Source organism: Ensifer sp. EB106-05-01-XG146 (assembly GCF_058791875.1).
In genome coordinates, this window is sequence record NZ_JBYTDX010000003.1 from 1,365,843 (window position 1) to 1,388,531 (window position 22,689).

Sequence of the window (22,689 nt, forward strand, 5' to 3'; positions counted from 1 at the left end):
GCCCAAACCCTCAACGATGAAGCCACATACGAAGAGCTGCCAGCAGTTGCTCAGTATTGACCGGCTTTGCAAGGTAATCCGAAGCGCCTGCCTCCAGGCATTTCTCGCGATCTCCCTTCATCGCCTTGGCCGTGAGCGCAAGGATGGGAAGCCTGCGGAATTTCGAATCCGATCGAATGACCTGCATGGTTTCATAGCCGTCCATCCCGGGCATCATGATATCCATGAGAACGATGGCAACGCCTGGTTCGTTTTGAAGGACCTCGATGGCTTCGCTGCCGGTCGTCGCTGTCAGCACCCGCATACCCCGCCGTTCCAGCACGCTGCTTAGCGCAAAAATATTACGCGCATCGTCATCGACGAGCAACACGGCCTCCCCGAGCAGATCCTCATCCGAACTGTGGAGCTCTTCGAGCATGGTTTGCTTCGCCGCGGGCATGTCAGCTACCACCCGATGGAGGAACAACGCGGTTTCGTCGAGGAGTCTTTCCGGCGATTCCACTCCCTTCACGACGACGCTGCGTGCCATGGAGTGTAGTCGTGCGTCTTCCTCCGGAGAGAGTTCTCGCCCCGTGAATACGACAACCGGCACTTCAACGATGTCATCGTCGTCCCGAATCTTCTCCAGAACCTCAAAGCCGGTCATGTCGGGGAGCGTCAGGTCTAGAACCACACAGTCGATGGGATCGTTACGGAGGGCGACCAGAGCCTCCGCACCGGACCCCACGCTCGCAATGTCGATGTCATGGTCACCAAGGAGTGCGGTGACGCTCATGCGCTCGGCCTCGTTGTCTTCGACGAGAAGGAGGCGTTTGCGACGGGGCTCGGCGTAGTTTCTTAATCGCGAAAAAGCCTTGCCCACGCTATGTGCGGTGGTGGGCTTGGTCATGAACGCGAAGGCACCTCGCGCGAGGCCGTGCTGCCGGTCTTCATCGAGACTGATGATCTGGACCGGGATGTGTCGTGTTGCCGCGCTCTGCTTCAAATGGCTCAGTACGGTCCATCCGAGCATGTCCGGCAAGAAGATGTCGAGCGATATCGCGGCGGGTTTGAACTCATGGGCGAGATCCAATGCGTCGCTACCGCGGCTGGCGACCAGGACCTTGAAGCCGTTGTCACGGGCAAGGTCGACAAGAACCCGCGCATAGTGAGCGTCGTCTTCGATGATCAGAAGAACAACGTCGCCGGGTTCAATCACGCCGCGATCGTCATCCATCTGTTCAGCCACTTTCTCGCCGCGCCATGCGGCTGCAGCCTCCGCCAGTTGCACCACATTGGTTGGAGCGGGAACAGATTTGAGCGCCGTCGACGCACCCACATATGTCAGCGGTAGAAAGAGCGTGAAGGTGCTGCCGATCCCGGGGGTGCTGCGCAACTGAATTTCTCCGCCAAGGAGGTTTGCTAGTTCTCGACTAATGGCGAGACCGAGCCCGGTGCCGCCGTATTTGCGGCTGGTCGAAGCGTCAGCCTGCTGAAATGCCTCGAAGATAATGCGTTGCTTCTCCGGCAAAATGCCGATCCCGGTGTCAGACACTTCGAACGCGATCACTGAGGGAGCGTGTTGGAGCGAGGGGTGATCCGAAGACCAGCCCTCCGTTGCCGCGGTCACCCGTAGCGTCACGCCGCCCTCTGCGGTGAACTTGAACGCGTTCGATAGCAGGTTCTTGAGGATCTGCTGCAATCGCTTGGAGTCTGTGATGACGCTTCTGGGAACGTCGTCGCCGATCTCCACCAAATAGCTGAGGTTGCGGTTTTCGGCCTCGTGGCGGAATGGCCTCGACATCATCTCCAGCAGGTTGTTGATGAATATCTCCTCAGCATCGACCGAAACCGTCCCGGACTCGATCTTCGAAAGGTCCAAGATATCGCTGATGAGGTTGAGGAGATCGGTGCCGGCTCCGTGAATTGTCTTGGCGAACTCCACCTGCTTACCCGACAGATTTCCGTCGGGATTGTCGCTTAGTTGCTGACCCAGAATGAGGATCGAGTTTAGCGGCGTCCGCAGCTCGTGGGACATGTTGGCAAGGAACTCGGATTTGTATTTCGATGTCAGTGCAAGTTCGGTCGCTTTTTCTTCCAGAGCCCGGCGGGCTTGCTCGATTTCCTGGTTCTTGCCTTCGACCTCGACGTTTCGCTCTTCGAGCTGCTGTGCTTTTTGTTCAAGTTGCTCGTTGGTCTGCTGCAACTCTCTCTGTTGGGTTTGAAGTTCCGTTGCCAGCTGCTGCGATTGCTTCAACAGTCCCTCTGTCTGCATGTTCGCTTCAATCGAGTTGAGCACAATCCCGATCGATGTCGTCAGCTGGTCCAGGAACGACAACTGCAGGTCTGTAAAATCGCCAGCCGAGGCTAGTTCGATGACTGCCTTGACCTGACCCTCGAATTGAACGGGCAGCACAATCGCGCTCTTGGGAAGTGCGGAAAACACGCCTGAACTGATCGGAACGACGTTGTCCGGCAGATTGGTAATGAGAATTCGGCGTGCATCGCTCGCGCATTGTCCGATCAACCCCTGACCAAAATCCAGACGCGCCGGGTGGGTAGCATCGATCCCGTGGGCATAAGTCGACAAAAGCGAAAGTGTCGACCGGCGCTCGTCGCTATCAACCTTATAGATGACGCCCTGGTGTGCGCCGACCAGCGCTGCGAGCTCGGACAGCAGCATCCGCCCGACCAATGTCAGGTCGCGCTGCCCCTGCAACATATTGGTAAACCGGGCCAGGTTCGTCTTAAGCCAGTCTTGCTCGGTGTTGCGCTCCGTCGTGAGCCTTAGGTTGCCGATCATCGTGTTGATGTTGTCTTTCAACTCGGCCACCTCGCCGCGGGCTTCGACCTGGATTGAGCGCGTCAGGTCACCTTTCGTCACAGCCGTCGCCACCTCAGCGATCGCTCTGACCTGCGTCGTCAGGTTTGCCGCGAGCAAGTTGACGTTGCCTGTGAGGTCTTTCCAGGTCCCGGCGGCGCCAGGAACGTTTGCCTGCCCGCCGAGCCGGCCCTCGACACCCACTTCGCGCGCCACGCTCGTAACCTGGTCGGCGAAGGTTGCAAGCGTACCCGTCATGTTGTTGATCGTCTCGGCAAGAGCGGCAACTTCGCCTTTGGAGGCAACCGTCAGGTTCTGCTTGAGGTCCCCGTTTGCAACAGCAGTCACCACCTTCACGATACCACGAACTTGCTCAGTCAGATTGGCAGCCATGACGTTTACCGTGTCGGTCAAGTCCTTCCAGGTTCCAGCGACACCCGGCACCTGCGCCTGTCCGCCGAGCTTTCCCTCGGTCCCCACTTCGCGGGCCACACGCGTCACTTCGCCTGCAAAGGCGTTGAGCTGATCGACCATCGTGTTGATGGTGTTTTTGAGTTCGAGGATTTCCCCTTTGACGTCGACCGTGATCTTTCGGGAGAGATCACCGCGCGCGACAGCCGTGGTGACTTCGGCGATGTTGCGCACCTGGGTCGTCAGGTTGGCCGCAAGCAGGTTGACGTTGTCGGTCAGATCTTTCCATGTGCCGGCGACACCGGGAACAACAGCCTGGCCACCCAGTCGGCCATCGGTACCGACCTCGCGCGCCACACGGGTCACCTCCCCCGCGAACGAGCGCAGCTGATCGACCATGGTGTTGAGCGTGTCCTTCAGGAGCAAGATTTCGCCGCGGACATCGACGGTGATCTTGCGCGACAAATCGCCGTTGGCAATCGCGGTCGCGACCTCGGCGATGTTGCGGACCTGGTCCGTCAGGTTGCCGGCCATCGAGTTGACGCTATCGGTCAAGTCCTTCCAGGTGCCCGCGACACCGGAGACCTGCGCCTGCCCCCCAAGCTTGCCCTCCGTCCCGACCTCGCGCGCCACGCGTGTAACCTCGCCGGCAAAGGCATTGAGCTGATCGACCATCGTATTGATGGTATTCTTGAGCTCTAGGATTTCGCCTTTGACGTCGACGGTGATCTTGCGCGAAAGATCGCCCCTTGCCACGGCCGTCGTGACTTCGGCAATGTTTCGCACCTGGCCCGTCAGGTTCGATGCCATGAAGTTCACATTTTCAGTGAGATCCTTCCAGGTGCCAGCAACGCCTGGAACCTGTGCTTGACCGCCGAGCTTGCCCTCGGTACCGACTTCGCGGGCGACGCGAGTAACTTCGGAAGCGAAACGGTTCAACTGGTCCACCATGGTGTTGAGCGTTTCTTTCAGTTGAAGGATCTCGCCTTTCACGTCGACGGTAATCTTGCGTGAAAGGTCGCCGTTGGCGATGGCGGTCGACACCTCGGCGATGTTTCGAACCTGAGCCGTGAGGTTACCAGCCATGGAATTCACACTGTCGGTCAAGTCCTTCCACGTGCCGGCAACGCCTGGGACTTGTGCTTGCCCGCCCAGACGCCCCTCGGTACCAACCTCACGGGCGACGCGCGTTACCTCCCCTGCAAAGCCATTCAGCTGGTCGACCATCGTATTGATGGTTTCCTTGAGCTCAAGGATTTCTCCCGACACGTCGACAGTGATCTTGCGCGAGAGATCTCCTCGGGCAACCGCGGTCGTGACCTGTGCAATGTTTCGAACCTGGGCCGTTAGATTGCCGCACATGGCGTTAACGGAGTCCGTCAAGTCCTTCCAGGTCCCGGCAACGCCTGGCACGAGCGCTTGGCCGCCGAGCTTTCCTTCCGTTCCCACTTCGCGTGCAACACGCGTTACCTCCGAGGCGAAAGAGCGAAGCTGATCCACCATCGTGTTTATGGCCTCTTTCAACTGCAAGATTTCGCCGCGGACATCGACGGTGATCTTTTTCGACAGATCGCCGTTGGCAACCGCGATCGTAACCTCGGCGATATTGCGCACCTGTGCCGTCAGGTTTGACGCCATCGAGTTGACGCTTTCGGTGAGGTCCTTCCAGACGCCGGTGACTTCAGGGACCTGCGCCTGGCCGCCGAGCTTGCCATCAGTGCCGACTTCACGGGCGACGCGCGTGACTTCCGAGGTGAATACGCTGAGCTGTTTGATCATCGTATTGACGATATTCGCGGATCTTAAAAACTCCCCCTTGAGGAGGCGACCATCGACGTCGAGCGGAACGGTCTGCAAAAGATCGCCTTTGGCGACTGCGGCAATCGTACGGGTTACGGCAGCCGTGGGCCATACGAGATCATCGATCAGCGTATTGATGGAGTCTTCCATATCGGACCAGGACCCGTCGGAAAGCCCGAAGCGGACTCGGGTGCTTGTGCGTCCGTCGCGCCCCACCACTTGACCAACGTGCGCTAGCTGCTGAGCCATCTTCTGGTTGGCGGCGACCAGGTCGTTGAAGGTATCGGCTATCTTTCCTGTGATACCATCCAGGTCAAGCCTCATCCTGACCGAGAAGTCTCCTCGCTTCATCGCGAGCAGTGCTTCGAACAAGGCGCGTGCGTCTTCGCCCGCCATGATTGCCGGGTCCAGAGGATCGATTGAGCCCATATTGTCACGCCGGACATCGCCACTTTGTCTTCCCACCTTGGTGTTCTCCGTTGAGGCAAGATAGATCTAGCGCTCGACCCACAAATTGCCATGGGCACCGCGCGGCTTGTTGGAACGCTCTGGTCCAATGGGACGCGATGCCTTCGACGAAGAAAAGCCAAGTTGCACAAAGCAGAAGAGGCGGGGGACATCCCGGTCAATGCCGGGCCACTTGTCTCCGTCCCCTTCTCAACATCAATGGGTGGAATGCAGACAGTACAAGGCGGTGGAAATTGTCTCCCCCGACCCAAGGTTGGTCGTAAGATGTTGGCGACGGTAACGGATTACATGATTCTACTCCTGAGTCGGCCGGATGTTGCCGACCGAGATCGCACCGGAAAGTACGCCCCTCCTGAGATCCGATCTTCCTCTTTCAATCTCGACCACGCTGTAAAGTTTTTCGGATCGAAACGCACTTGCCTGCAGCGTCGTTACGTCCTCCGCAGGAGCCGCGTCGACCTCCATGAAATCCAGCTCGCCGCCGGCCGCCACAACCCGGGCATCCCCGGCAGTGCGCGCAGCCACCACAACCACGCCGTGCGATGGAGCGTTTGCCCAGCGGGGATCATTTGCCTCCGCAATGGGAACAAGCCGGTAGACGTTGAGGGTTTCGACCGCTTCACCAGTCGCAACAACTCGCGCGTCCGCCATTTGCGCCTGGCTTTCGAGCGAGCGTCCGAACGTGGTTCCAGGGGCTGTTGGCTGGCTATTTCTGTCATCCGTTCCATTGTCGTTCGACATAGGATCCTCCCGATGTATTCACCGTGGCCTTTTGCCTGTAGGGATCAGATTCTGCCGTCACGTCGAGCCGTAAGCAACGGTACGATCGCTGCACCCGGTGCTCCGGGACGAAAGTGTTGAACCACGCGGTCGAGTACGAGCGTTGTCGCCGCCGCTATGACGATCCTCAACCACAGATGGACGTCCCGGCGCGATGGAACGTCCAACCCCTCTGTTTTCGCGTGAATTGGCACCAGCCGCGCCTGCAATTGAGCGAGCTCTCGGCGCAATTCTGCGATCTGCTCCTGTGGGGAAGGGGAGGCTTCCGGCACCTGCTCGTCTGCAGGGCTTTCTTCCTCGAGCTCAGCCAGGTGTTCTTGCAACTGCGCGAGGTTTTCAAACCCCTTTGCTTTGATATTTACCATTGCAACTTCTCCATCGGAACGAACTTGGCTGCCGGCCATCAGTGAAACCCGCATGAGAGACGGTGGTTCCGTCCAAATGTGAAAAGACACCTGCGCTCGTTCAAGGGTTGATAGAGTTCATCGCGCCAGACGCCGGGAGGAGTTCAGGTGGCGAATTGCTTGCAAGCCTGGGCAAGGCAGTTCATAGGCGATGAGCCTGTGGTTAGAGGGCCCCCCGCGAGAGGATTGTTACGTAACCTGGGTGAAGCGCGCGCAACGACGTCGGCTGCACGGATCTTCAGGAGTTTCCCATCGTGCGGCAACGGCTCCATGTCACGCCTTTTTGCCTGGCCGACGACGTACCCTCCGTTTGAAATTCCCAGGAACATTTTGAAAGGCCGAAGGTTTGCGCGCCAGTGATAGCGAATGCAGGTCCTTGCACTTCGCTGCCTGATCGCTCCGTCAGATACGAGGTCCGAGATCATGACATACATTGCATCCCCAAGAACTGCGAAGGGCACGTTGGAGAGGTCGGCCGACTGTTACCAGTGCTTCTCGTCCATTCTTTCAGCTCATGAAGGGCGGGACAGATGGCAAGACTTCGAAACCGAATTGGTCGCCGCGGCCGTCGAGGCCGGATGGGAAGAAGATGAGGTTCGCGCAGCTTTGAAGAGATTTCGCTCGGCCGATGAGGCCGCGAGCGCGAGTTCAGCAATGCCCGACGCCGAACAAAAGTCGTCCTCCGAGGCGCTCTCGGCTCAAAGGCCGACGGATGAACAAACCGAGGGCAACGAGTCTGCGCGAGGGCTTCAAGAGAGTGCCCAACGAGAGGAGCGCCGGATTGAACTCCAAAAAGGAAGCCCCCTGGCAAAAGGGGAGGAACGTTTCGAGGAGCGTTCGCGAAGCTCCGACGGCAAAAGCGCGGGAGAGAAACAAGACCCTAAGGCCTAAGGCATGAGGTGTCGCGATACGGGCGGGATCGAAGGGTTTGCAAATCCCATGTTGGCTCACCCTTACCTGTTCAATGTGGAAGCCTGCAAGCACGGACGCATGTCGAGCGGTATGAAAAGACTTACCAGGACAAGCATCGCTGCGGCCAAGCAGGAGGCGATTGAAGCCGCGGAAGTAGCAGCCGATACTGTTTCCGCAGGCGCATTTCTCGGTCCTGGTGGTTCAACGCGGTGCTTTGCAGGGTGGGTTGGCGGCGTCTAACGAAACACGGTAATGACTTTACGCGACGAGGGGCACAGGTCATTGACGATGACTGTGGCTTTTTATCTCGCTGGAAGAAACCACCTGGCAATTAGAGGATGGGACTGCTCGAAATCAAGGAACCGAACATGCATCTTATCCAGATCTTACTGCCTCTCAAACGACGGGATGGGCAACCGTTCGGTTCCCAAATGTTCGATACCGTTCGGCATCAACTTGCGGAGGCCTTCGGCGGCATAACGTTTTACAGGAATGCTCCCGCGGAAGGAAATTGGGTATCCGGAGCTGAAATGGAGCGTGATCAGATCGTTGTGGCGGAAGTGATGACAGAAAACCTCGACCAGCTATGGTGGCGGGTTTATCGCCATGAATTGGAGTGCGCGTTTGGCCAGCAAGAGATTGTCATTCGAGCGTTGCCGATCAAGCGGCTTTAAGCTCTTTCGCCGTCGCTGGAAGCATTGTTGGTCAGGTTCACAAAGCAAGGATCGGGCTGCCAAGGCAGGCCTGTATCGAGCTGAAACTCTCCCCTGCCCGCAGTGACAAAACTTGAACCCATCAATCGATGGGAGAATGAAGGTGGCGTAATTGACACTCACCTTTTGAGCACTCCTTTTGAGGCTTCGTCGAAGCCCGATATGGCGCGCACTCCGCTCCTTTTATGCGAGGTGTCAGTGCGCATTCGGCCCAAACTCGCAATCCAAGATCTTGCCTTCACACGAAGGGTCTTCGAAACGGCTTGCGCCAAAACGCAACATTCCACGTACCAGCAGGCCCTCCTACTTGCAAACTTCATCGCGATGAGTATCGGTTTGGAAATACGGATGAAACCTCCCTACCAGAACGCTATCTGGTTCGGAACCGCCGGGTTGCGCCTGCTGCTGAGGGCAGCTCACCCAAGTTGCGGCAAACGCGACAGGGTAAAGGTCGGGCGGGCCTGCGCAATCCTGGCGTTTTCAAAAGCGAAGCGAGACAGGCTCTCGATTCCGCCATCGGGCTTCAGTCCCATATGGCCGCGTAAAAGTCTCAGGCTGGTGGTCCTCCGCCGCCGAGGGAACATTCCGCATCGGCAATCGTTCTCGAATACCGATGATCGATTCCCGCAACGGATCAAAGGCAGGGCTTCCATCGATAGTTTTAAGAATGGAGTCCTATTGTGTAGCACGGTTCGTATACCACGCGCGCTCTAAGACCCCGTCCAAAGGGACGGGGTCATTTCTTTTGGCGCGCAGGTACTATTTCAAGATGCGAGCGTTCTCACTTTGTCTTGATACCGTTTCCCCGATAGAGGGTTAGGCGCAGGGGTCCCACAAATGTCCCCAGTGAAGTCTCTCGACAAGATCCCCTAGCCTCGTCGCGCCCCGACGGAGCCATTCCTTTTCATGCCCCAAGATTTCGCGAAGCAGTTTGCTTCGTTTAGACACGACGGTCGCAGCATCTCGTTGTTCAACCGGAGGAACTAAAGCTCGCCCCTAAACGGCGCCCAAAACACTCAGGATAGTACCCTAGCCCTGCAGGCAAGTTTTTAAGCCGAGTCGTCCGACGGAACCTTTCCCCTCACCAAAGATTACATAACATATAGCTAAATTAGTGAGGTCGAAATGAACACGATACATAGACTTCTGATAAGCACCGGTCTGACCGTGGTGTCGGCAGGTTTCTTATCCATAGCCGTCCCGGCGCAAGGGCAAATCGCCGAGCGCTCCATTTTCCCGGGTCAATGTGGCCCGATTGGAGACGCAAACAAGATCAATGGAGCCGGAGGAGCACAATGTGAGCGATTGCCGGCGACAAACGCAATCGCCCCGACAACAACGAATGGGAAAACGGATCGGACCGGCACCAGTCCGGGCGGTAACACCAACCCGGGTACTCCTGTTAGCGGCGGTGATCCCGGCACCGGCGGCGGCGGCGATCCCGGCACCGGCGGCGGCGGCGATCCCGGCACCGGCGGCGGCGGTGATCCCGGCACCGGCAGCGGCGGCGATCCTGGCACCGGCGGCGGCGGTGATCCCGGCACCGGCGGCGGCGGTGATCCTGGCACCGGCGGCGGCGGTGATCCCGGCACCGGCGGCGGCGGTGATCCTGGCACCGGCAGCGGCGGTGATCCTGGCACCGGCAGCGGCGGCGATCCTGGCACCGGCAGCGGCGGCGATCCTGGCACCGGCAGTGGCGGCGATCCTGGCACCGGCAGTGGCGGCGATCCCGGCACCGGCAGTGGCGGCGATCCTGGCACCGGCAGCGGCGGTGATCCTGGCACCGGCAGCGGCGGTGATCCCGGCACTGGTTCGACGGGTGATTGAATAACAATCAAAACCCCGCCCCCCCGCGGGCCGCACTTGCCCGCCCTCTGGAGGCGCTGCCTTTTACCGTGCCTACCACTCCAAAAACTATGCGCCTGATGGCCTTAGCGAAACTGCCATCGCCGCAAGAGACAGGAACCGATTAAGGTCGGGAAGCAGAAGCCAAATTCGGGCCCAGCGCTTTTCCAACCTCCTGGCCCAACAAAGCACACTGTCCCGGCCCCGTCGTTGACTTCAGGACCGTTTCTTATTGGGAGGCCAGGAACCTTTTCATAACGCAAGCGTTTCTCAATTGTTCTGATCCCGTTTCCCCGATCGAGATCAGGCCCGAGCTTCACGATCGTCCCCAGTGAAGTCTCTTCGATAAGCGCCTCTGGCCTCGTCGTCCCGCGACGGGGCCATTCCTTTTTGTGATTCCTCGGTCGCTTCCAGGCTCCGTCTCCGTGCCAGCCCCTAGCAATAGACTATTCGAGCAGCGATTTCCCCGCCCTGGACTGACAACGACACCAGAACAGCCCTTCCGTCCCTGCGGTTCGCTTCAGACGCGGGGCCAAGATCCTCCACATATCAAGCGTCATCGTGAACTGGTCCTTAGGCGACACGCAAATCTGGTCCGCCAAGGGTGTTTAGTTACTCTCCATACCGGCTGCCGTCGTGGACTTCTATAGAAGCCCGCTACGGCGCTTTTCTCGTAGCCTGTAGCTGCGCCACGGATTGTGATGACGTGACTGTGATGCAGCAACCGATCAAGGATAGCAGTTGCCACGACGGGGTCGCCGATACCCGCGCCAGCCACCCGTCTCGATGTATCGCTGTACCGTCGTGCGCGAGCATCCCAGCTCCGCCGCGATCCGCCGCGTGCCCCACCCCAGCTTTTTGAGCCGCAGCATCGCAGTCACCTCGTCCGGTTCGAGCATCGCCTCTCTCCGCGCCAATCTCGCGGAGATCTTCGTACCTGTCTCAACGTCCATTAGTCCCTCCTAAGGTCTGAAAGGGGGACCCGTTTTTGGGTGTCGCTACCGGAGGTGCGGACGAATTCTTGGACTGCTTATGCTGCAATTCCGAGGTTCCGGCGGTATTCCGCGGGGCTAAGGCCACCGAGTGAGATTTTTATGCGATGCTGATTGTACCACCGGTACATTCTAATTTGAAGTGCGACATGCCAATGATTTCAATGGTTTCCCCTTGGAGATTTTGGCATGCCCCGACGCTATTCGCAGCTGAATCTGGCCGATCGACGCCGCCTCTTCCACTTTGTCGAACGAAAACTGCCGATCAAAGAAATGGCACGCGAACTTGGTCGTCATCGATCGACGATTTATCGTGAGATCCGGCGCAACACCTTCCGCGATCGCGAGCTGCCCGACTATAGCGGTTACTTCCCGACCGTTGCTGACGATATCCGCAAAGAGCGGCGGCAGCGTTTGAGGAAGCTTGTGCGGCACCCACAATTGCGCGAACTGGTGATCGAGCAGCTGAAGGCGCTTTGGTCCCCGCAACAGATCGCCGGTCGTCTGCTCGCCGATGGCGTGAGCGCCGTGCGGGTCTGTACCGAGACGATCTATCGCTTCATCTACGGCAAGGACGATCAGGCGCTGGAGCTCTATCAGCATCTGTCGGAAGGCCGCCGCAAACGCCGCCCCCGCGGCTCGAGGAAGCCGCGCGACGGCACTTTTCCCGCTGACTGCAGGATATCGCAACGTCCTGATTTCATTGGTGATCGTTCGCAGTTTGGGCATTGGGAAGGCGACTTGTTGATCTTCCAACGTGATTTGGGCAACGCCAACGTAACCTCACTGATCGAGCGCAAGAGCCGCTACACCGTCATGATCAAGAACCAGAGCCGCCACTCGCGGCCGATCATGGACAACATCATCGAAACGTTCTCTCCCTTGCCGGCCTTTGCCCGGCAGAGCTTCACCTTTGATCGCGGCACGGAGTTTGCCGGCTTCAGGGCTTTGGAAGATGGCATCGGCGCGCGGAGCTGGTTCTGTGACCCCAGCGCGCCGTGGCAGAAAGGTGCCGTGGAAAACATCAACAAGCGCATCCGTCGATACATGCCAGGCGATACCGACCTTGCAGGCGTGTCGCAACGCAAGCTCATCCAGCTTGCTCGCCATCTCAACGACCAGCCGAGAAAGTGCCTCGACTACAGAACACCCGCCGAAGTGTTCCGGGCACATTTGCAAGAGGGAGGCTGAACCCCTACCCTGAAAACCGGCGTGTTGCACTTCAGTTAGGATCTCCCACCGGATATAGGAGTCCACCTGCTGCATGAAGTCGTCAAGCGTCGTGTTGATCCAGTCGCGATGGTAGTACATTTCGTTTTTTAGCCTTCCAAAGAAGCCCTCGCAGGCTGAGTTATCCGGTGAGCACCCTTTGCGTGACATAGAGCGGGCCAGCTGAGCATTGTGCATGCGCGACAGCCAGCCAGGCCAGCGATAATGGGCACCGCGATCAGAGTGCACAACTGGACGCTCGGAAACGCTGATCGTTTCGATTGCGGCATCGAGCATGGTGTTCACGAGTTCTGCGTCTGGACGTGTGCTCACGGACCAACTGACAACAAGCCCGTCGAAGCAGTCGATAATAGGCGACAGATACACTTTCCCCGCCGGCAACTGGAACTCCGTGATATCGGTAAGCCACTTCTCGTTTGGCCTTGCAGCGTGGAAATCACGATTGACCAAATTCTCGGGTGCAGCGTCTAGTTCCCCTTGGTAGGACGTGTACCGACGTCGCTTCACGGTGGCGACGATGAGCTGCTCCTGCTTCATCAGGCGGCGGACGACCTTTTCGGAAACCTGCTCTCCTCTCCTGGTCAGGGCCGCATGAATGCGTCTGTAGCCGTAACAGTTACGATTGGCTTCGAAGAGAGACACAATGGTTTGGCGAAGCTTGGCGTATTGGTCATCAAGGCCAAGCAGAGAGCGATGATAAAAATAGGAGCTGCGGGCGAACTCAAGCCGCGTGAGGAGTTCTGGTAACGCATAGATCTGTCTCAGGGCATCAACCAGCAGGGTCTTTTCCCGGTTTGCCAGGAGCCGCAGGTCGATGCCCAGATCTTTTTTTAGGAGTTCGTTAGCCTTCTTCAGCAGGTCGTGCTCGAGTTGAAGGCGCTGCACATCTCTACGTAGCGCCTCGAGTTCACGCTCGAGTTCGTCTCGGCTGGCTGTCGGTGGTAATTCGCGACGGCGTGTCATGGATGCAGGGACCTCACGACCAAGTTTCTGGTTCTTCCAGTCGTACAACGTCTGCCGGCTCACGCCTACCTTCTGAGCCACCGAGCGGGCACTCCCCCGCCGAGAGCACAAATCGATCACGGCCGTTCGCTTCTGTTGCTCCGATCTCGTAATAGCGGTTGCGTTGCTGCTGAGAACTCGTCGCCTGCCATCGGGTTCATATTCGTCGATCCAAGCCGAGAGCTTTCCACGGCAAGGGTAGCCAAGCGCCTTGATGGTCCATGCTATGCAACGGCCGTGGCTCAGATAGTGCTCGACGGCAATCCGCTTCTGCTCATCCGAATACCGTCGTTTGGTGCGAACATAACCTGCCGACAAGCCGGGACCGCGTTCGTACTCGCGGCACCATTGCTTGAGAGCATTCTTCGTCGGATAGCCCAACTGACGGATCGTGGCCTTCACGCGTCTACCAAGCTTGATGTAGAGCTGCACGGCTCTCATGCGGTCTTCGTACGAATACATGAACTATCTCCTGCTAGTCCAAGAATTCGTCCGCACCTCCACCGGACCAGTTTTACATGTCGCCTGACACCACATGGGACCTTGGTCCCACAGGCGCTGACAAAGGTCCCATGCCAGGCGTCGGACGGAACCATTTCCCTCACTCAAGTTTATTTTGCATGAAGCTAATTTAGTGAGGTTAAAATGAACCCGATACGTGAACTTCTGATAAGCACCGGTCTGGTCGTAGTGTCGGCCGGGTTTTTATCGACAGCCACCCCCGCACAAGGACAAATGATTGAGCGCTCCGTTTTCCCCGGGCAGTGCAGTCCCCGTGGGTCGGCAAACCGGATGGTCGAGGCTGCAGAAGAACAATGCGAGCCGCTGTCGGCCGCGGTGACAAGTGCAATCGTCCCGACAATATCGAAAGGCAATCCGGGTAAGACCGACACCAATACGGGTGCTGGCAGAAACCCAGGCACCCCATCTACCGGTGGCGGCGGCCCCGGCTCAGGCGCTGGCGATCCCGGCCACGGCGGTGGCGGCGACCCCGGCACGGGCGGTGGTGATCCGGACCACGGCGGTGGCGGCGACCCCGGCACGGGCGGTGGTGATCCGGGTCACGGCGGTGGCGGCGACCCCGGCACGGAGGGGGATGATCCGGGCCACGGCGGTGGCGGCGACCCCGGCACTGGTGACGGTCCCGCTCACGGTAGTGGCGATCCCGGTCACGCAGGTGAATGACCAGATTAATCGTGTCCAGCGGGTTACGCGTGAGCTTCGCTCCTATCGATCCGGGCGGCCGCTCAGTTCCCCGCCCTCAGAGTAGGGCCAAACATGACTGAAGGCGACGTCAGATGGACGCCAGCGAAATCCCGTTCTTCGTCTCTGACCTCATCGAAGCAGCATGCGACGTCCCTGCTGTCGGCCACGACAGCTACGTGACTGGCGAAGTTCAGGAGGACTCTTCAACGCAGGAATTGCTGAGCCGAACGGAGATCGCGCCACCTGAGGTGGGGAGTTGGTGGCCGATCGGCCTATAGAGCTAGTCAGCATTCGCGCCCATCGTGTCCTTGACGAGGCAGAATTGAAGGTGGGAAGCCACCTTTTTCGTCGGCCGAGGTTACAAGGTCTGCTTCTGATCCCTCGTTGACACCGGAGCCTTGTGGGCTCGTGAGTCGCCTTTCGGGGCCAGCTTTTTCGCGATCAAATGACATGAAAACCCTCCGTATGCGGAACCCGTCCCACCCAGGCCCGTTGTACTGGAAAGGAGTATCGCTATGGCAACCAAAGACACCAATGCAAAGCCTGAGCAGGCGAAGCCGGAAGACGTCCATCACCCCGCCGATCGCAAAAAGCACCGCGACGAGGAATCGATCGCGCCGCCAACCGTTCAAGGTCCTGACGCTAAGGATACGAGTGAAAAACCGGAAGTGAACCCTGTCACTGGTGTAGCGACCTAAGCTCAGGCCTCTTCTACTTGTCTTGCGCGACCGTTCTGGCATCTTTGTCGTTGCTGTTATGCCGACGACCGCCCTCGGCCCGTTAACGGCTCGACCCCTGTTTCCTAGCGCACGCCGTGACCCGTCAAGGATGACGAGGGCTTTGCGAGAGCATTTTGTCGCAAATGCCGACAATGTTGATGCTCGGGGTCGTTCTCGTTGCCTGCATTGGTGCGGGCACGGTCGTCTGTGTCCTTTTCCGTTCTCAACGCGTCCGCCGTCATTCGTCAGGCGGTCAGCACAACCTTGATGCAACCATCCCTCTTATCGCGGAAGGTCTCGTAGAGACCGGGACCATCCTCAAGCGTCGCACGGTGCGTGATGATAAAGCCGGGGTCGATTTCGCCCTCTTCGATCCGGCGAAGCAGCTCGAGCGAATAGCGATTGACGTGCGTCTGCCCCGTACGGATGGTCAGCCCCTTATTCATCGCCGCGCCGAACGGAATTTTGTCGAGAACGCCCCCGTAGACGCCAGGCACGGAGACGATTCCGCCCGGCCGACACGCCATAATCGCCGCGCGCAGCACGTGGGGTCGGTCGGTTCCCATCAGTGTCGCTGCTTTAACTTTGTCAACGATGGCGTCGAACGAGGCGGTGGCATGAGACTCGGCGCCAACTGCGTCGATGCACTTCTCCGCGCCATGCCCGCCAGTCATTTCCTTTATATAATCGGGAATCGTGCAGTCGATTTCATCGAAATTGATGATTTCGGCGCCAGCCGACTGCGCCAGAGCGAGCCGCTCCGATACATTATCGATGGCAATGACGCGGGCGGCGCCCTGCATGAATGCGCTTTTAATGCAAAACTGGCCGACCGGGCCACATCCCCACACCGCGACAATGTCGCTGGCTTCGATCTCGCAATTCGCAGCTGCCATCCAACCGGTTGGAAAGATGTCGCCGAGAAAGAGAGCCTGCTCATCGGTCATTCCGCCCGGAATGATGATAGGCGAAACATCGGCATAGGGGACGCGGACGTACTCGGCCTGACCGCCGGCGTAAGCGCCGGTTAGATGAGAATAGCCGAACAGACCCGCTGTCGGATAGCCGAATGCCTTCGCCGCGTTCTCGGGGGTGCGATTGCTGCGCTCGCATAAAGACCAGTTGCCTTTGAGACATTGCGGACATTCGCCACAGCAAATCGTAAAGGGCACGACGACCCGATCACCAACTTTGAGCTTCTTGTTGTCGCTCCCGACTTCGACGACCTCGCCCATGAACTCGTGACCCAAGATGTCGCCCTTTTCCATGAATGGGATGTATCCGTCCATAAGATGAAGGTCCGAGCCGCAGATTGCGCAGGCCGTCATCTTGATGATCGCATCGCGGCTGTCCTCGATCTGCGGGTCGGGGACGCTGTCACACCGGATGTCGTTCTTACCATGCCAGCAAAGGGCTTTCATCGTGGTCTCCTTTGGATCAGTTGGGTCAGACCTGCCAAGCACCTTGGTCTTCGTCGTGACGACGAGCAGTAGAGCAAGCAGAGCGATAGTGAAATCGCGGCACCGCCTACACGTCGATCAGCGATGCCGAGGCAGCCATTGCCCCGGCAAAAAGGACGTCGAGGAAGAGGTAGGATGCAAAGCTCAGCTAAAGGACCCTCAGGAAAGCGTTTCGAGGTCATCCCGTTGTCGTCCACCAAGGGCGGCCGCGGCACTCGCTATGAATGCTCCGATGATGAGAGATAAGGCGCCGACAAGGGCAAATGTCGCAGCCGCCTTTCGGGCAGCGTCAGCAGCTTTCTGAGCGGCGACCTTGGCCTCTTCGATCCGCGCAAGTACCGTATCGACCCGGGCTGTCGCATCGGCCTGAGATAACCCGGTACGTGCCGCGACCAACTGGGCCAGATACGTCTTGTCCTCCGGCGACATTTCGCCAGCCGCAGCGCTCGCGACCAGAATTCGGGAAGCTTGCGCTGCCGCGGCTCCATCGCCCTCGGCGCCCGGCGCCGTCAGGCGAGCGGGATCGGTTGGACGGAAAAGGGAGTCGACAAAATAAGACGGCATCCCGTTCGAATCGCCCACCTCAGGACCGCTCCTTGCGCCCGCTGACGCCCCAAGGGCCGCGCCTGACGCGACTGAGGAAACTGCCCTCACCCCCGTTCCGACTGCAGCGGAGGTTGCGGAGCCGAGGACGAACACGACAAGCATCGTTGCCAGCGCCCAGGCCAGAAAGCCATGCGCTGTATCACGGAAAAAGGTCTCGTCGGTATGAAGCCCGACCCATTTGGTGCGCAAGCGCCCGGTCAGATAGCCGCCCAGGCCCGACGAGAGCCATTGGACGATCACCAGCCAGATGGCGCTTGAGACCGCGAAAGTGGTGGCGCTGGCGGATTCCCCAGACCACGGTGATATCAATGTAAGGCCAAGGCCGGAGCCAACGAGCATGAGAATGAGCGTCAATGTAGAGGCCGCGAAGGCACCTGCAATGATCGGCGCCCAGCTGACGGCTGGAACGGATGATTCGGCCGGTATTGAAACATCGGCAAGCACTGACGGTGCCATGGCAGCCTCCTATCGCATGAAAAGCATCAACAGAATAATGATCGGTATCGGGACACCAAGTAGCCAGAGTAGAATACCGCGACCCATCGACGTACCTCCTTAAGCTAAACGCGGCCCAACCGCTGCTAACCATGAAACCAGATCGTGATTGTTCTGGAGCGGTTACGGTTGAAGAGCGCCATCACCCAAACATTGCCGCATGAAAAGGTTCCATGCCCGTCGGCAAAAAGGGTGATGAGATGCATCGGTTGCGTGCAGTCTCCAACGGCAGGGGCGTTGTGGTCGTCCGGTCGTGTGCCGTCGCAATGCGCCACCGACCGTCCGACGCCGATGCGAAATGAAAAACCAACTATGAGCGCGGCTTTTCGTTGAGGTGGTCTACTCGGCCGCCCGCTTGGACGCCTTCGGGTTTGCCGCAACTTCACCAAGTGCCGTCAACTTCTGATCGGTGGCGATCTCCTCCTGGAGATTAGCGTCGAGGAGCGGGACGGCCGCATCGAGGCCAAGCTGGGCGGCCCACGATTTGAGCGTCCCATAGCGGGCAATTTCATAGTGTTCGACGGCTTGGGCCGACGAAATGAGGCCGGCATCAAGTGCGGCCGTGCCCTTGTATTCTTCCATGATTTCTTCGCCTTCGGCGATGAGCCCTTGGATGGCTTCGCAGGTCTTGCCGCGGGCAGATTTGCCAATCAGTTCGAACACCTGCTCGAGACGCTCGATCTGTCCTTCAGTCTCATCACGATGCTGCAGGAAACCAGCTTTGCCCTCTTCCGAATGGGCGGCGCGGGCCATTTTAGGAAGGGCCTTCACGATTTGCTTTTCGGCAAAGTAGATATCTTTCAGCGTGTCAAGGAAGAGGTCGTTCAATGTCTTCTCAGCAGGCATTTTAGGGTCCGATCATTTTATTGAGAGAGACCTGCCCAACCATCGAGCAGGAAGCACGTTCCGTGGGTCAGGAAATAATCACGGGCTGTTGACACTGCCGGCAACGGCACCTCTGTTGCCGCTAGCGCGCGCCACGGTCCGCTCCTAGCCGTCGCTCACCGAGCCATCCGCACCCCCCCCCAGCTGCCGTCAACGTTGACGATTTGCTCGTCTCTGGATCATCGCGGCTAACGCAGCGAGTCGACTTTGCGGCAGCTTGACAATGAAAGTATCAATGTCGCGTCCGAAGTTCGACCATGCTTTGTCGCCGTCGATACCCTTATCGATCACGCCGGCCTCTTCGAGTTCGGAGCGCTCGGGAAATCTGCAGCAGGTCCGGGCCAGTGATCATCGCCCCACTCCCTGCTGTCGAAGGTTCATCGTTCCATGAGTAGGTTGGCGCGCTGCGTTGTCCAGTTGCGCCGCCTCTTCCTCCTCGACCAGCTTTTGGTAGCAATCCTCGATATCCTGCGCGATGCCGTCGGCGTCGTAGAGGTAACCATCTGTGCCGCCGTCAGTTTCAATGATCTCAGCCAGTGAGTTCATTACCACGCCACCAAGGTGTTGCAGGGCGTCGCGATGATGATCGGCGCCTCCGCCCGCGAACGCCTGGCGCGCATCGTCGATCGCCTGACGCATGGCTTGAAATGATCCGTCAGTATGCAGCTTCGTGTTCACAGCACCGCCTCCTTAATGCCCGGCTTGGTGCAACAGATGAATCTTTCGCCGAGCCCAGGAGGTGGGGCGGACGTCTTCCACGACCAAGGTCCTTCTCCCCGCGAAATCGGTCAGAAATTCTGCGCGGGCTGGGCTACCGCGGAATTGCGAGCCCGCGCAGGGAATCGGAACACCGTTATCAGGGCTACCAAGGCGGGTGCGCCGCATGGTTCGGCAAGCCGCGAGCGCGGCGGCGAGTGAGCGTAGCGCTGCCACTCCACCTGTCGATGAACGACGCGGAAACATTCTACCATGGAAACAGCCAGAGTAGCTGCCATCGCGATGGTCGGCGCAGCAGCGGAACCTGGTTTTTCTCGAGCGCTGTCGTGAACGGATTGTCAGCGCTAGGACATCCAAAAGTAAATATCCGCCGGCCCTTTTACCTGTCTATGCTCCTGTCTTGGAATGAGGGTCGGAGACCGTCTTCGACTCAGGGGACCCACGAAACCGCAGAAAAATCGATAGGACGACGAGAACTGCAGTCGATAAGAATTCCGATTGCCAATTTTGGACAGACTCAAACCACAACCTCGCACTGAAGAATTGTTCGCCAATCGAAGGTGCTTGCTGCCCATGCAGCATGGCCGCAACCGCCTGCGCAGACGCGCTCTCCCTCACGTGCATTAGAAAGCTGAGTACGAAGAGGAGAAACAATGTCCAACCGAGCGAATAGGAGTAGAGAGAGCTTGCCATGCCGCCCATTCTTACGGGCAGCGGTGCTTCGGCGTTGTCTTGGTCGTCCGCAGGGTTGCTATTCTGGGATGACGGCTCGTCGGGATCTTTTGACTCTGCTGAGCCGCGCTGGAACAGGAACGCCGTAAGCACCACATAGGCACTCATCTGCAAAAACTCCGACTCCCAATTCTCGAACAAGGCGGAGAGGAAATGACCGCTTATAAGGTAAGCTGGCAGCGCCGTTGTCGCGCAGTATTTTCATTCAGATCTCCACAATTAGCTAGGGATCAGACCATGCCCGCAGTCACGCCTGCCGGTGGGTTTCTCCTTTCGTGCCATTAACGAAGGCCGCTCAGACATGGCTGGACGTGCGCCGCGTTGCGGTGTGTATAACGCGGTGCAAATGGCGAAGGTCCCGCAACTACAGTTAAGACAAATGTTGGCGATCATTGCTTAACCTGATGGTCGGTCATCGGCCATGCCTCAGGTTGGAAACTCTTGGAAGAGGAGTACCCGTGCCACCTCGATCTCGCTGCGGCCCCCTTGCTGGCCACCCTGGTCGTTGCCTTGGTCACCCCTGGCGACTCTGCTGGCCGCCGCCCTGCGGAGCAGGGTGGTTCCGTTAATCCTGCCATTGGATACTCCGTTGTAGCTGTGGCCTTCCAAACCGGGGCACCTCCAATCGGTTCCTCAAACACAATGTTATTTTCTAGAGAGCGTCGACAGAGAAGACAGCAAGCGCCTAGCCCTACAAGCGCGGCAACGTCGCCCTTCGGGGCCTCAACACCCCCGTCCGCACGTGGCATGAGGAACTTTTCTCGCCGTTCGCGACTGGATGCCCAAAACATAACTTAGGAGGCACGTCGTTGGATTTCGAAGCAATAGGGCGCTCGCGCTTACTGATACAATTGCCCACATATCGTCCCCAGATCGAGCTTTTGCGCGTTCCCGAGCTGAAAGATCTCCTGCGCGCGTACGGATTTGCGGCTCATCAGCGCGACCAGGTGCGGGCAGTTGAAGGCCGGAATTCCAGTCATGTGGCCGAACTCGACTCCGATTGCGCGCGGATCGAGGTCGATGTCACCCGATTGCTTAAGAACGTGGTCACGACACGCTAGGCGCCATCCCTCCGGTTCTGAGGTTGAAGCGACTGCGCGGCAGACCGTGTATCGATATGACAGTAGGAGAACATCACATGCCAAATTTCTACTTCAGGACAACTGATCAGGAAGGGTTCAGCGCCGAAGATCGGGCGTTCGAATTCGCAGATGAACAGGCGGCGATCAAAGAGGCAAAGGTCACCCTGGCGGAGATGGCGGCTGACGGCCTTCCGCAGGACCCAATTTCTATGATCAGCATCCAAGTTCTCGATCAGCATCATGCCCTGCTGGTGGAGCTGAGATTGGTTCTCGAAGTCATTCCGAACACAACTAAGGTGACTGCTGCCGATCGATAGATCGCCTCAAGATTATGCAGTGGAACTATCGGAGCAACAAATGATAGGCCGGGCGGCCCAACTGCATCTGAGACCGTCCGGCCTCTTTTACCGCACCCGCAACACTTGCTCGCACAGATCGTTTCGGATGGCAGTGGCGGCAACGCCCGCCTGCCCCATTGCGCGACTGATTTGGTCCAACCCCTGTACAACGTCCCCCGCCGCGTACAAGCCGCTCACGGTCGTCCTTTGATGGGCATCGACGGACACGCATCCTTCACGTGATAACCGAGCGCCCAGTCGCGATGCTAAATCCGACCGCACGTCCGAGCCCAACGCTGGATAGACCGAAGCAAAGAAGAGACGATGGTCTGGTGTGTTTATGACGAGAAGATCGCCCGCGATTTCGATGGAACTCACGGGACCGCGCTCCAGCTTGACGCCGATCTCCTGAAGTTCAGAAATCTGCGTCTCATTCAAATGAGGCCTATCCTCGCACGAGATAATGGTGAGGTGGCGCGTATAGCTTCTCAAGAAAATCGCCTCTTGGAACGCTCTCGTCCCAACCCCTATAACGCCTACGGTTTTATCCGTAACCTCGAACCCATCGCAAACCGGACAGTACCGCAGAAGCCCCCGGGCTAGCGCGTCATCATGAACGGCCGCCGGCATCTGCGGTCGCCGATTGATGACCCCGGTCGCCAGAAGCACCGTTTTCGCCCTCCAATGACCAATCGGGGACATCGCCTCGATCAGCGAACCTCTCTTGCGCAGCTCCGTAATCTGACAATACCTCACATAGGCCCCGTATCGCTCCGCTTGCGTTCGCATACGAGCCAACAACTCTTCGCCACTCACACCGTTTGGGAAGCCCGCATGATTGTGGGACACGGGAATACTGGCGGCGCGGCTTGCTTGATCGTCGAACACCAAAACGGAGAGGTGGTAGCGTGCCAAATATATAGCAGCGGTAAGGCCCGCTGGCCCACCGCCAACGACGATGCAGTCATAGATTCGTCCATTCGAGGACTGGTTCATGGGCAGATCTCAGCAGGAATTGCGGCCTAATAGGGTTCAACTGTCTAAGAGGGCAACGGTTCCCTCTGAGCGCCAATGCACCCTCTATGGCTTGGT

At 58.4% G+C, this 22,689-nt stretch carries 18 protein-coding genes and 4 pseudogenes; 8 read left to right on the plus strand and 14 right to left on the minus strand.

Features of this window, described 5'->3' with window-relative positions:
• Positions 1 to 10 precede the first annotated feature (10 nt).
• The 3 genes from AC3WVQ_RS35120 to AC3WVQ_RS35130 form a co-directional block, all read right to left on the minus strand.
• A complete protein-coding gene (locus AC3WVQ_RS35120; protein WP_210333397.1) occupies positions 11 to 5,440 on the minus strand; it encodes a HAMP domain-containing protein in 5,430 nt (1,809 codons plus the stop codon).
• A gap of 333 nt (positions 5,441 to 5,773) precedes the next feature.
• Positions 5,774 to 6,220: a hypothetical protein gene (locus AC3WVQ_RS35125; protein WP_034800012.1), complete on the minus strand. Its 447-nt coding sequence runs from the start codon at positions 6,218 to 6,220 to the stop codon at positions 5,774 to 5,776.
• 44 nt (positions 6,221 to 6,264) lie between these two features.
• On the minus strand, positions 6,265 to 6,624 hold the full coding sequence (locus tag AC3WVQ_RS35130; RefSeq protein WP_192358467.1) for a hypothetical protein: 360 nt from the start codon (positions 6,622 to 6,624) through the stop codon (positions 6,265 to 6,267).
• Positions 6,625 to 7,317: 693 nt separating this feature from the next.
• On the opposite strand from AC3WVQ_RS35130, the gene AC3WVQ_RS35135 reads away from it, so the two are divergent.
• From AC3WVQ_RS35135 to AC3WVQ_RS35145, 3 genes are all read left to right on the plus strand, one after another.
• A complete protein-coding gene (locus AC3WVQ_RS35135; RefSeq protein ID WP_060520808.1) occupies positions 7,318 to 7,554 on the plus strand; it encodes a hypothetical protein in 237 nt (78 codons plus the stop codon).
• A 359-nt stretch (positions 7,555 to 7,913) separates the two neighbouring features.
• Positions 7,914 to 8,249, plus strand: a complete 336-nt coding sequence (locus tag AC3WVQ_RS35140) for a hypothetical protein (RefSeq protein WP_244496933.1) — start codon at positions 7,914 to 7,916, stop codon at positions 8,247 to 8,249.
• Between the two features lie 1,344 nt (positions 8,250 to 9,593).
• A complete protein-coding gene (locus tag AC3WVQ_RS35145; RefSeq protein WP_192358469.1) occupies positions 9,594 to 10,115 on the plus strand; it encodes a hypothetical protein in 522 nt (173 codons plus the stop codon).
• A gap of 662 nt (positions 10,116 to 10,777) precedes the next feature.
• On the opposite strand, the pseudogene AC3WVQ_RS35150 reads toward AC3WVQ_RS35145, so the two are convergent.
• The 3 genes and pseudogenes from AC3WVQ_RS35150 to AC3WVQ_RS35160 all read right to left on the minus strand — a co-directional run.
• Positions 10,778 to 10,905, minus strand: a pseudogene (locus AC3WVQ_RS35150) (ATP-binding protein); the annotation flags it as partial.
• Positions 10,862 to 11,086 carry a helix-turn-helix domain-containing protein gene (locus AC3WVQ_RS35155; protein WP_192358471.1) on the minus strand — a complete coding sequence of 75 codons (225 nt, stop codon included), beginning with the start codon at positions 11,084 to 11,086 and terminating at the stop codon, positions 10,862 to 10,864. The pseudogene AC3WVQ_RS35150 and the gene AC3WVQ_RS35155, both read right to left, overlap by 44 nt.
• Positions 11,087 to 11,163: 77 nt before the next feature.
• A pseudogene (locus tag AC3WVQ_RS35160) lies at positions 11,164 to 11,250 on the minus strand (IS3 family transposase); the annotation flags it as partial.
• 64 nt (positions 11,251 to 11,314) lie between these two features.
• On the opposite strand from AC3WVQ_RS35160, the gene AC3WVQ_RS35165 reads away from it, so the two are divergent.
• Complete coding sequence (locus tag AC3WVQ_RS35165) at positions 11,315 to 12,316, plus strand: IS30 family transposase (protein WP_159416224.1); 1,002 nt, start codon at positions 11,315 to 11,317, stop codon at positions 12,314 to 12,316.
• Between the two features lie 45 nt (positions 12,317 to 12,361).
• Here the strand turns inward: AC3WVQ_RS35165 and AC3WVQ_RS35170 are convergent.
• Positions 12,362 to 13,819, minus strand: a pseudogene (locus tag AC3WVQ_RS35170) (IS3 family transposase); the annotation flags it as partial.
• Positions 13,820 to 14,308: 489 nt separating this feature from the next.
• Positions 14,309 to 14,509, minus strand: coding sequence for a hypothetical protein (locus tag AC3WVQ_RS35175; RefSeq protein WP_457579611.1), 201 nt, complete (start codon positions 14,507 to 14,509; stop codon positions 14,309 to 14,311).
• Positions 14,510 to 14,655: 146 nt separating this feature from the next.
• Between AC3WVQ_RS35175 and AC3WVQ_RS35180 the strand changes: the two genes are divergently transcribed.
• Positions 14,656 to 14,841, plus strand: coding sequence for a Y4lK-related protein (locus AC3WVQ_RS35180; protein WP_049811043.1), 186 nt, complete (start codon positions 14,656 to 14,658; stop codon positions 14,839 to 14,841).
• Between the two features lie 237 nt (positions 14,842 to 15,078).
• Positions 15,079 to 15,261 carry a hypothetical protein gene (locus AC3WVQ_RS35185; RefSeq protein WP_029742934.1) on the plus strand — a complete coding sequence of 61 codons (183 nt, stop codon included), beginning with the start codon at positions 15,079 to 15,081 and terminating at the stop codon, positions 15,259 to 15,261.
• Between the two features lie 266 nt (positions 15,262 to 15,527).
• Here the strand turns inward: AC3WVQ_RS35185 and AC3WVQ_RS35190 are convergent, their stop codons facing one another.
• The 5 genes and pseudogenes from AC3WVQ_RS35190 to AC3WVQ_RS35210 form a co-directional block, all read right to left on the minus strand.
• Positions 15,528 to 16,703, minus strand: coding sequence for a zinc-dependent alcohol dehydrogenase (locus tag AC3WVQ_RS35190; protein WP_060645028.1), 1,176 nt, complete (start codon positions 16,701 to 16,703; stop codon positions 15,528 to 15,530).
• Positions 16,704 to 16,901: 198 nt separating this feature from the next.
• Positions 16,902 to 17,804 (minus strand): hypothetical protein, encoded by a 903-nt coding sequence (locus AC3WVQ_RS35195; protein WP_192358475.1) that lies wholly within the window; start codon positions 17,802 to 17,804, stop codon positions 16,902 to 16,904.
• 378 nt (positions 17,805 to 18,182) lie between these two features.
• Positions 18,183 to 18,689, minus strand: a complete 507-nt coding sequence (locus AC3WVQ_RS35200; RefSeq protein WP_192358477.1) for a YciE/YciF ferroxidase family protein — start codon at positions 18,687 to 18,689, stop codon at positions 18,183 to 18,185.
• A gap of 387 nt (positions 18,690 to 19,076) precedes the next feature.
• The gene (locus AC3WVQ_RS35205) at positions 19,077 to 19,406 is read right to left on the minus strand and encodes a hypothetical protein (RefSeq protein WP_192358479.1); all 330 of its coding nucleotides are present in this window, start codon (positions 19,404 to 19,406) and stop codon (positions 19,077 to 19,079) included.
• 426 nt (positions 19,407 to 19,832) lie between these two features.
• A pseudogene (locus AC3WVQ_RS35210) lies at positions 19,833 to 20,357 on the minus strand (DUF6766 family protein); the annotation flags it as partial.
• 629 nt (positions 20,358 to 20,986) lie between these two features.
• Here AC3WVQ_RS35210 and AC3WVQ_RS35215 point away from each other — a divergent pair.
• Both AC3WVQ_RS35215 and AC3WVQ_RS35220 read left to right on the plus strand, forming a co-directional pair.
• Positions 20,987 to 21,238, plus strand: a complete 252-nt coding sequence (locus AC3WVQ_RS35215; protein WP_029742831.1) for a hypothetical protein — start codon at positions 20,987 to 20,989, stop codon at positions 21,236 to 21,238.
• A gap of 77 nt (positions 21,239 to 21,315) precedes the next feature.
• Complete coding sequence (locus AC3WVQ_RS35220) at positions 21,316 to 21,576, plus strand: DUF6894 family protein (protein ID WP_029742830.1); 261 nt, start codon at positions 21,316 to 21,318, stop codon at positions 21,574 to 21,576.
• A gap of 87 nt (positions 21,577 to 21,663) precedes the next feature.
• Here AC3WVQ_RS35220 and AC3WVQ_RS35225 read toward each other — a convergent pair whose 3' ends face one another.
• Positions 21,664 to 22,593, minus strand: a complete 930-nt coding sequence (locus AC3WVQ_RS35225) for an NAD(P)/FAD-dependent oxidoreductase (protein WP_029742829.1) — start codon at positions 22,591 to 22,593, stop codon at positions 21,664 to 21,666.
• Between the last annotated feature and the right edge of the window lie 96 nt (positions 22,594 to 22,689).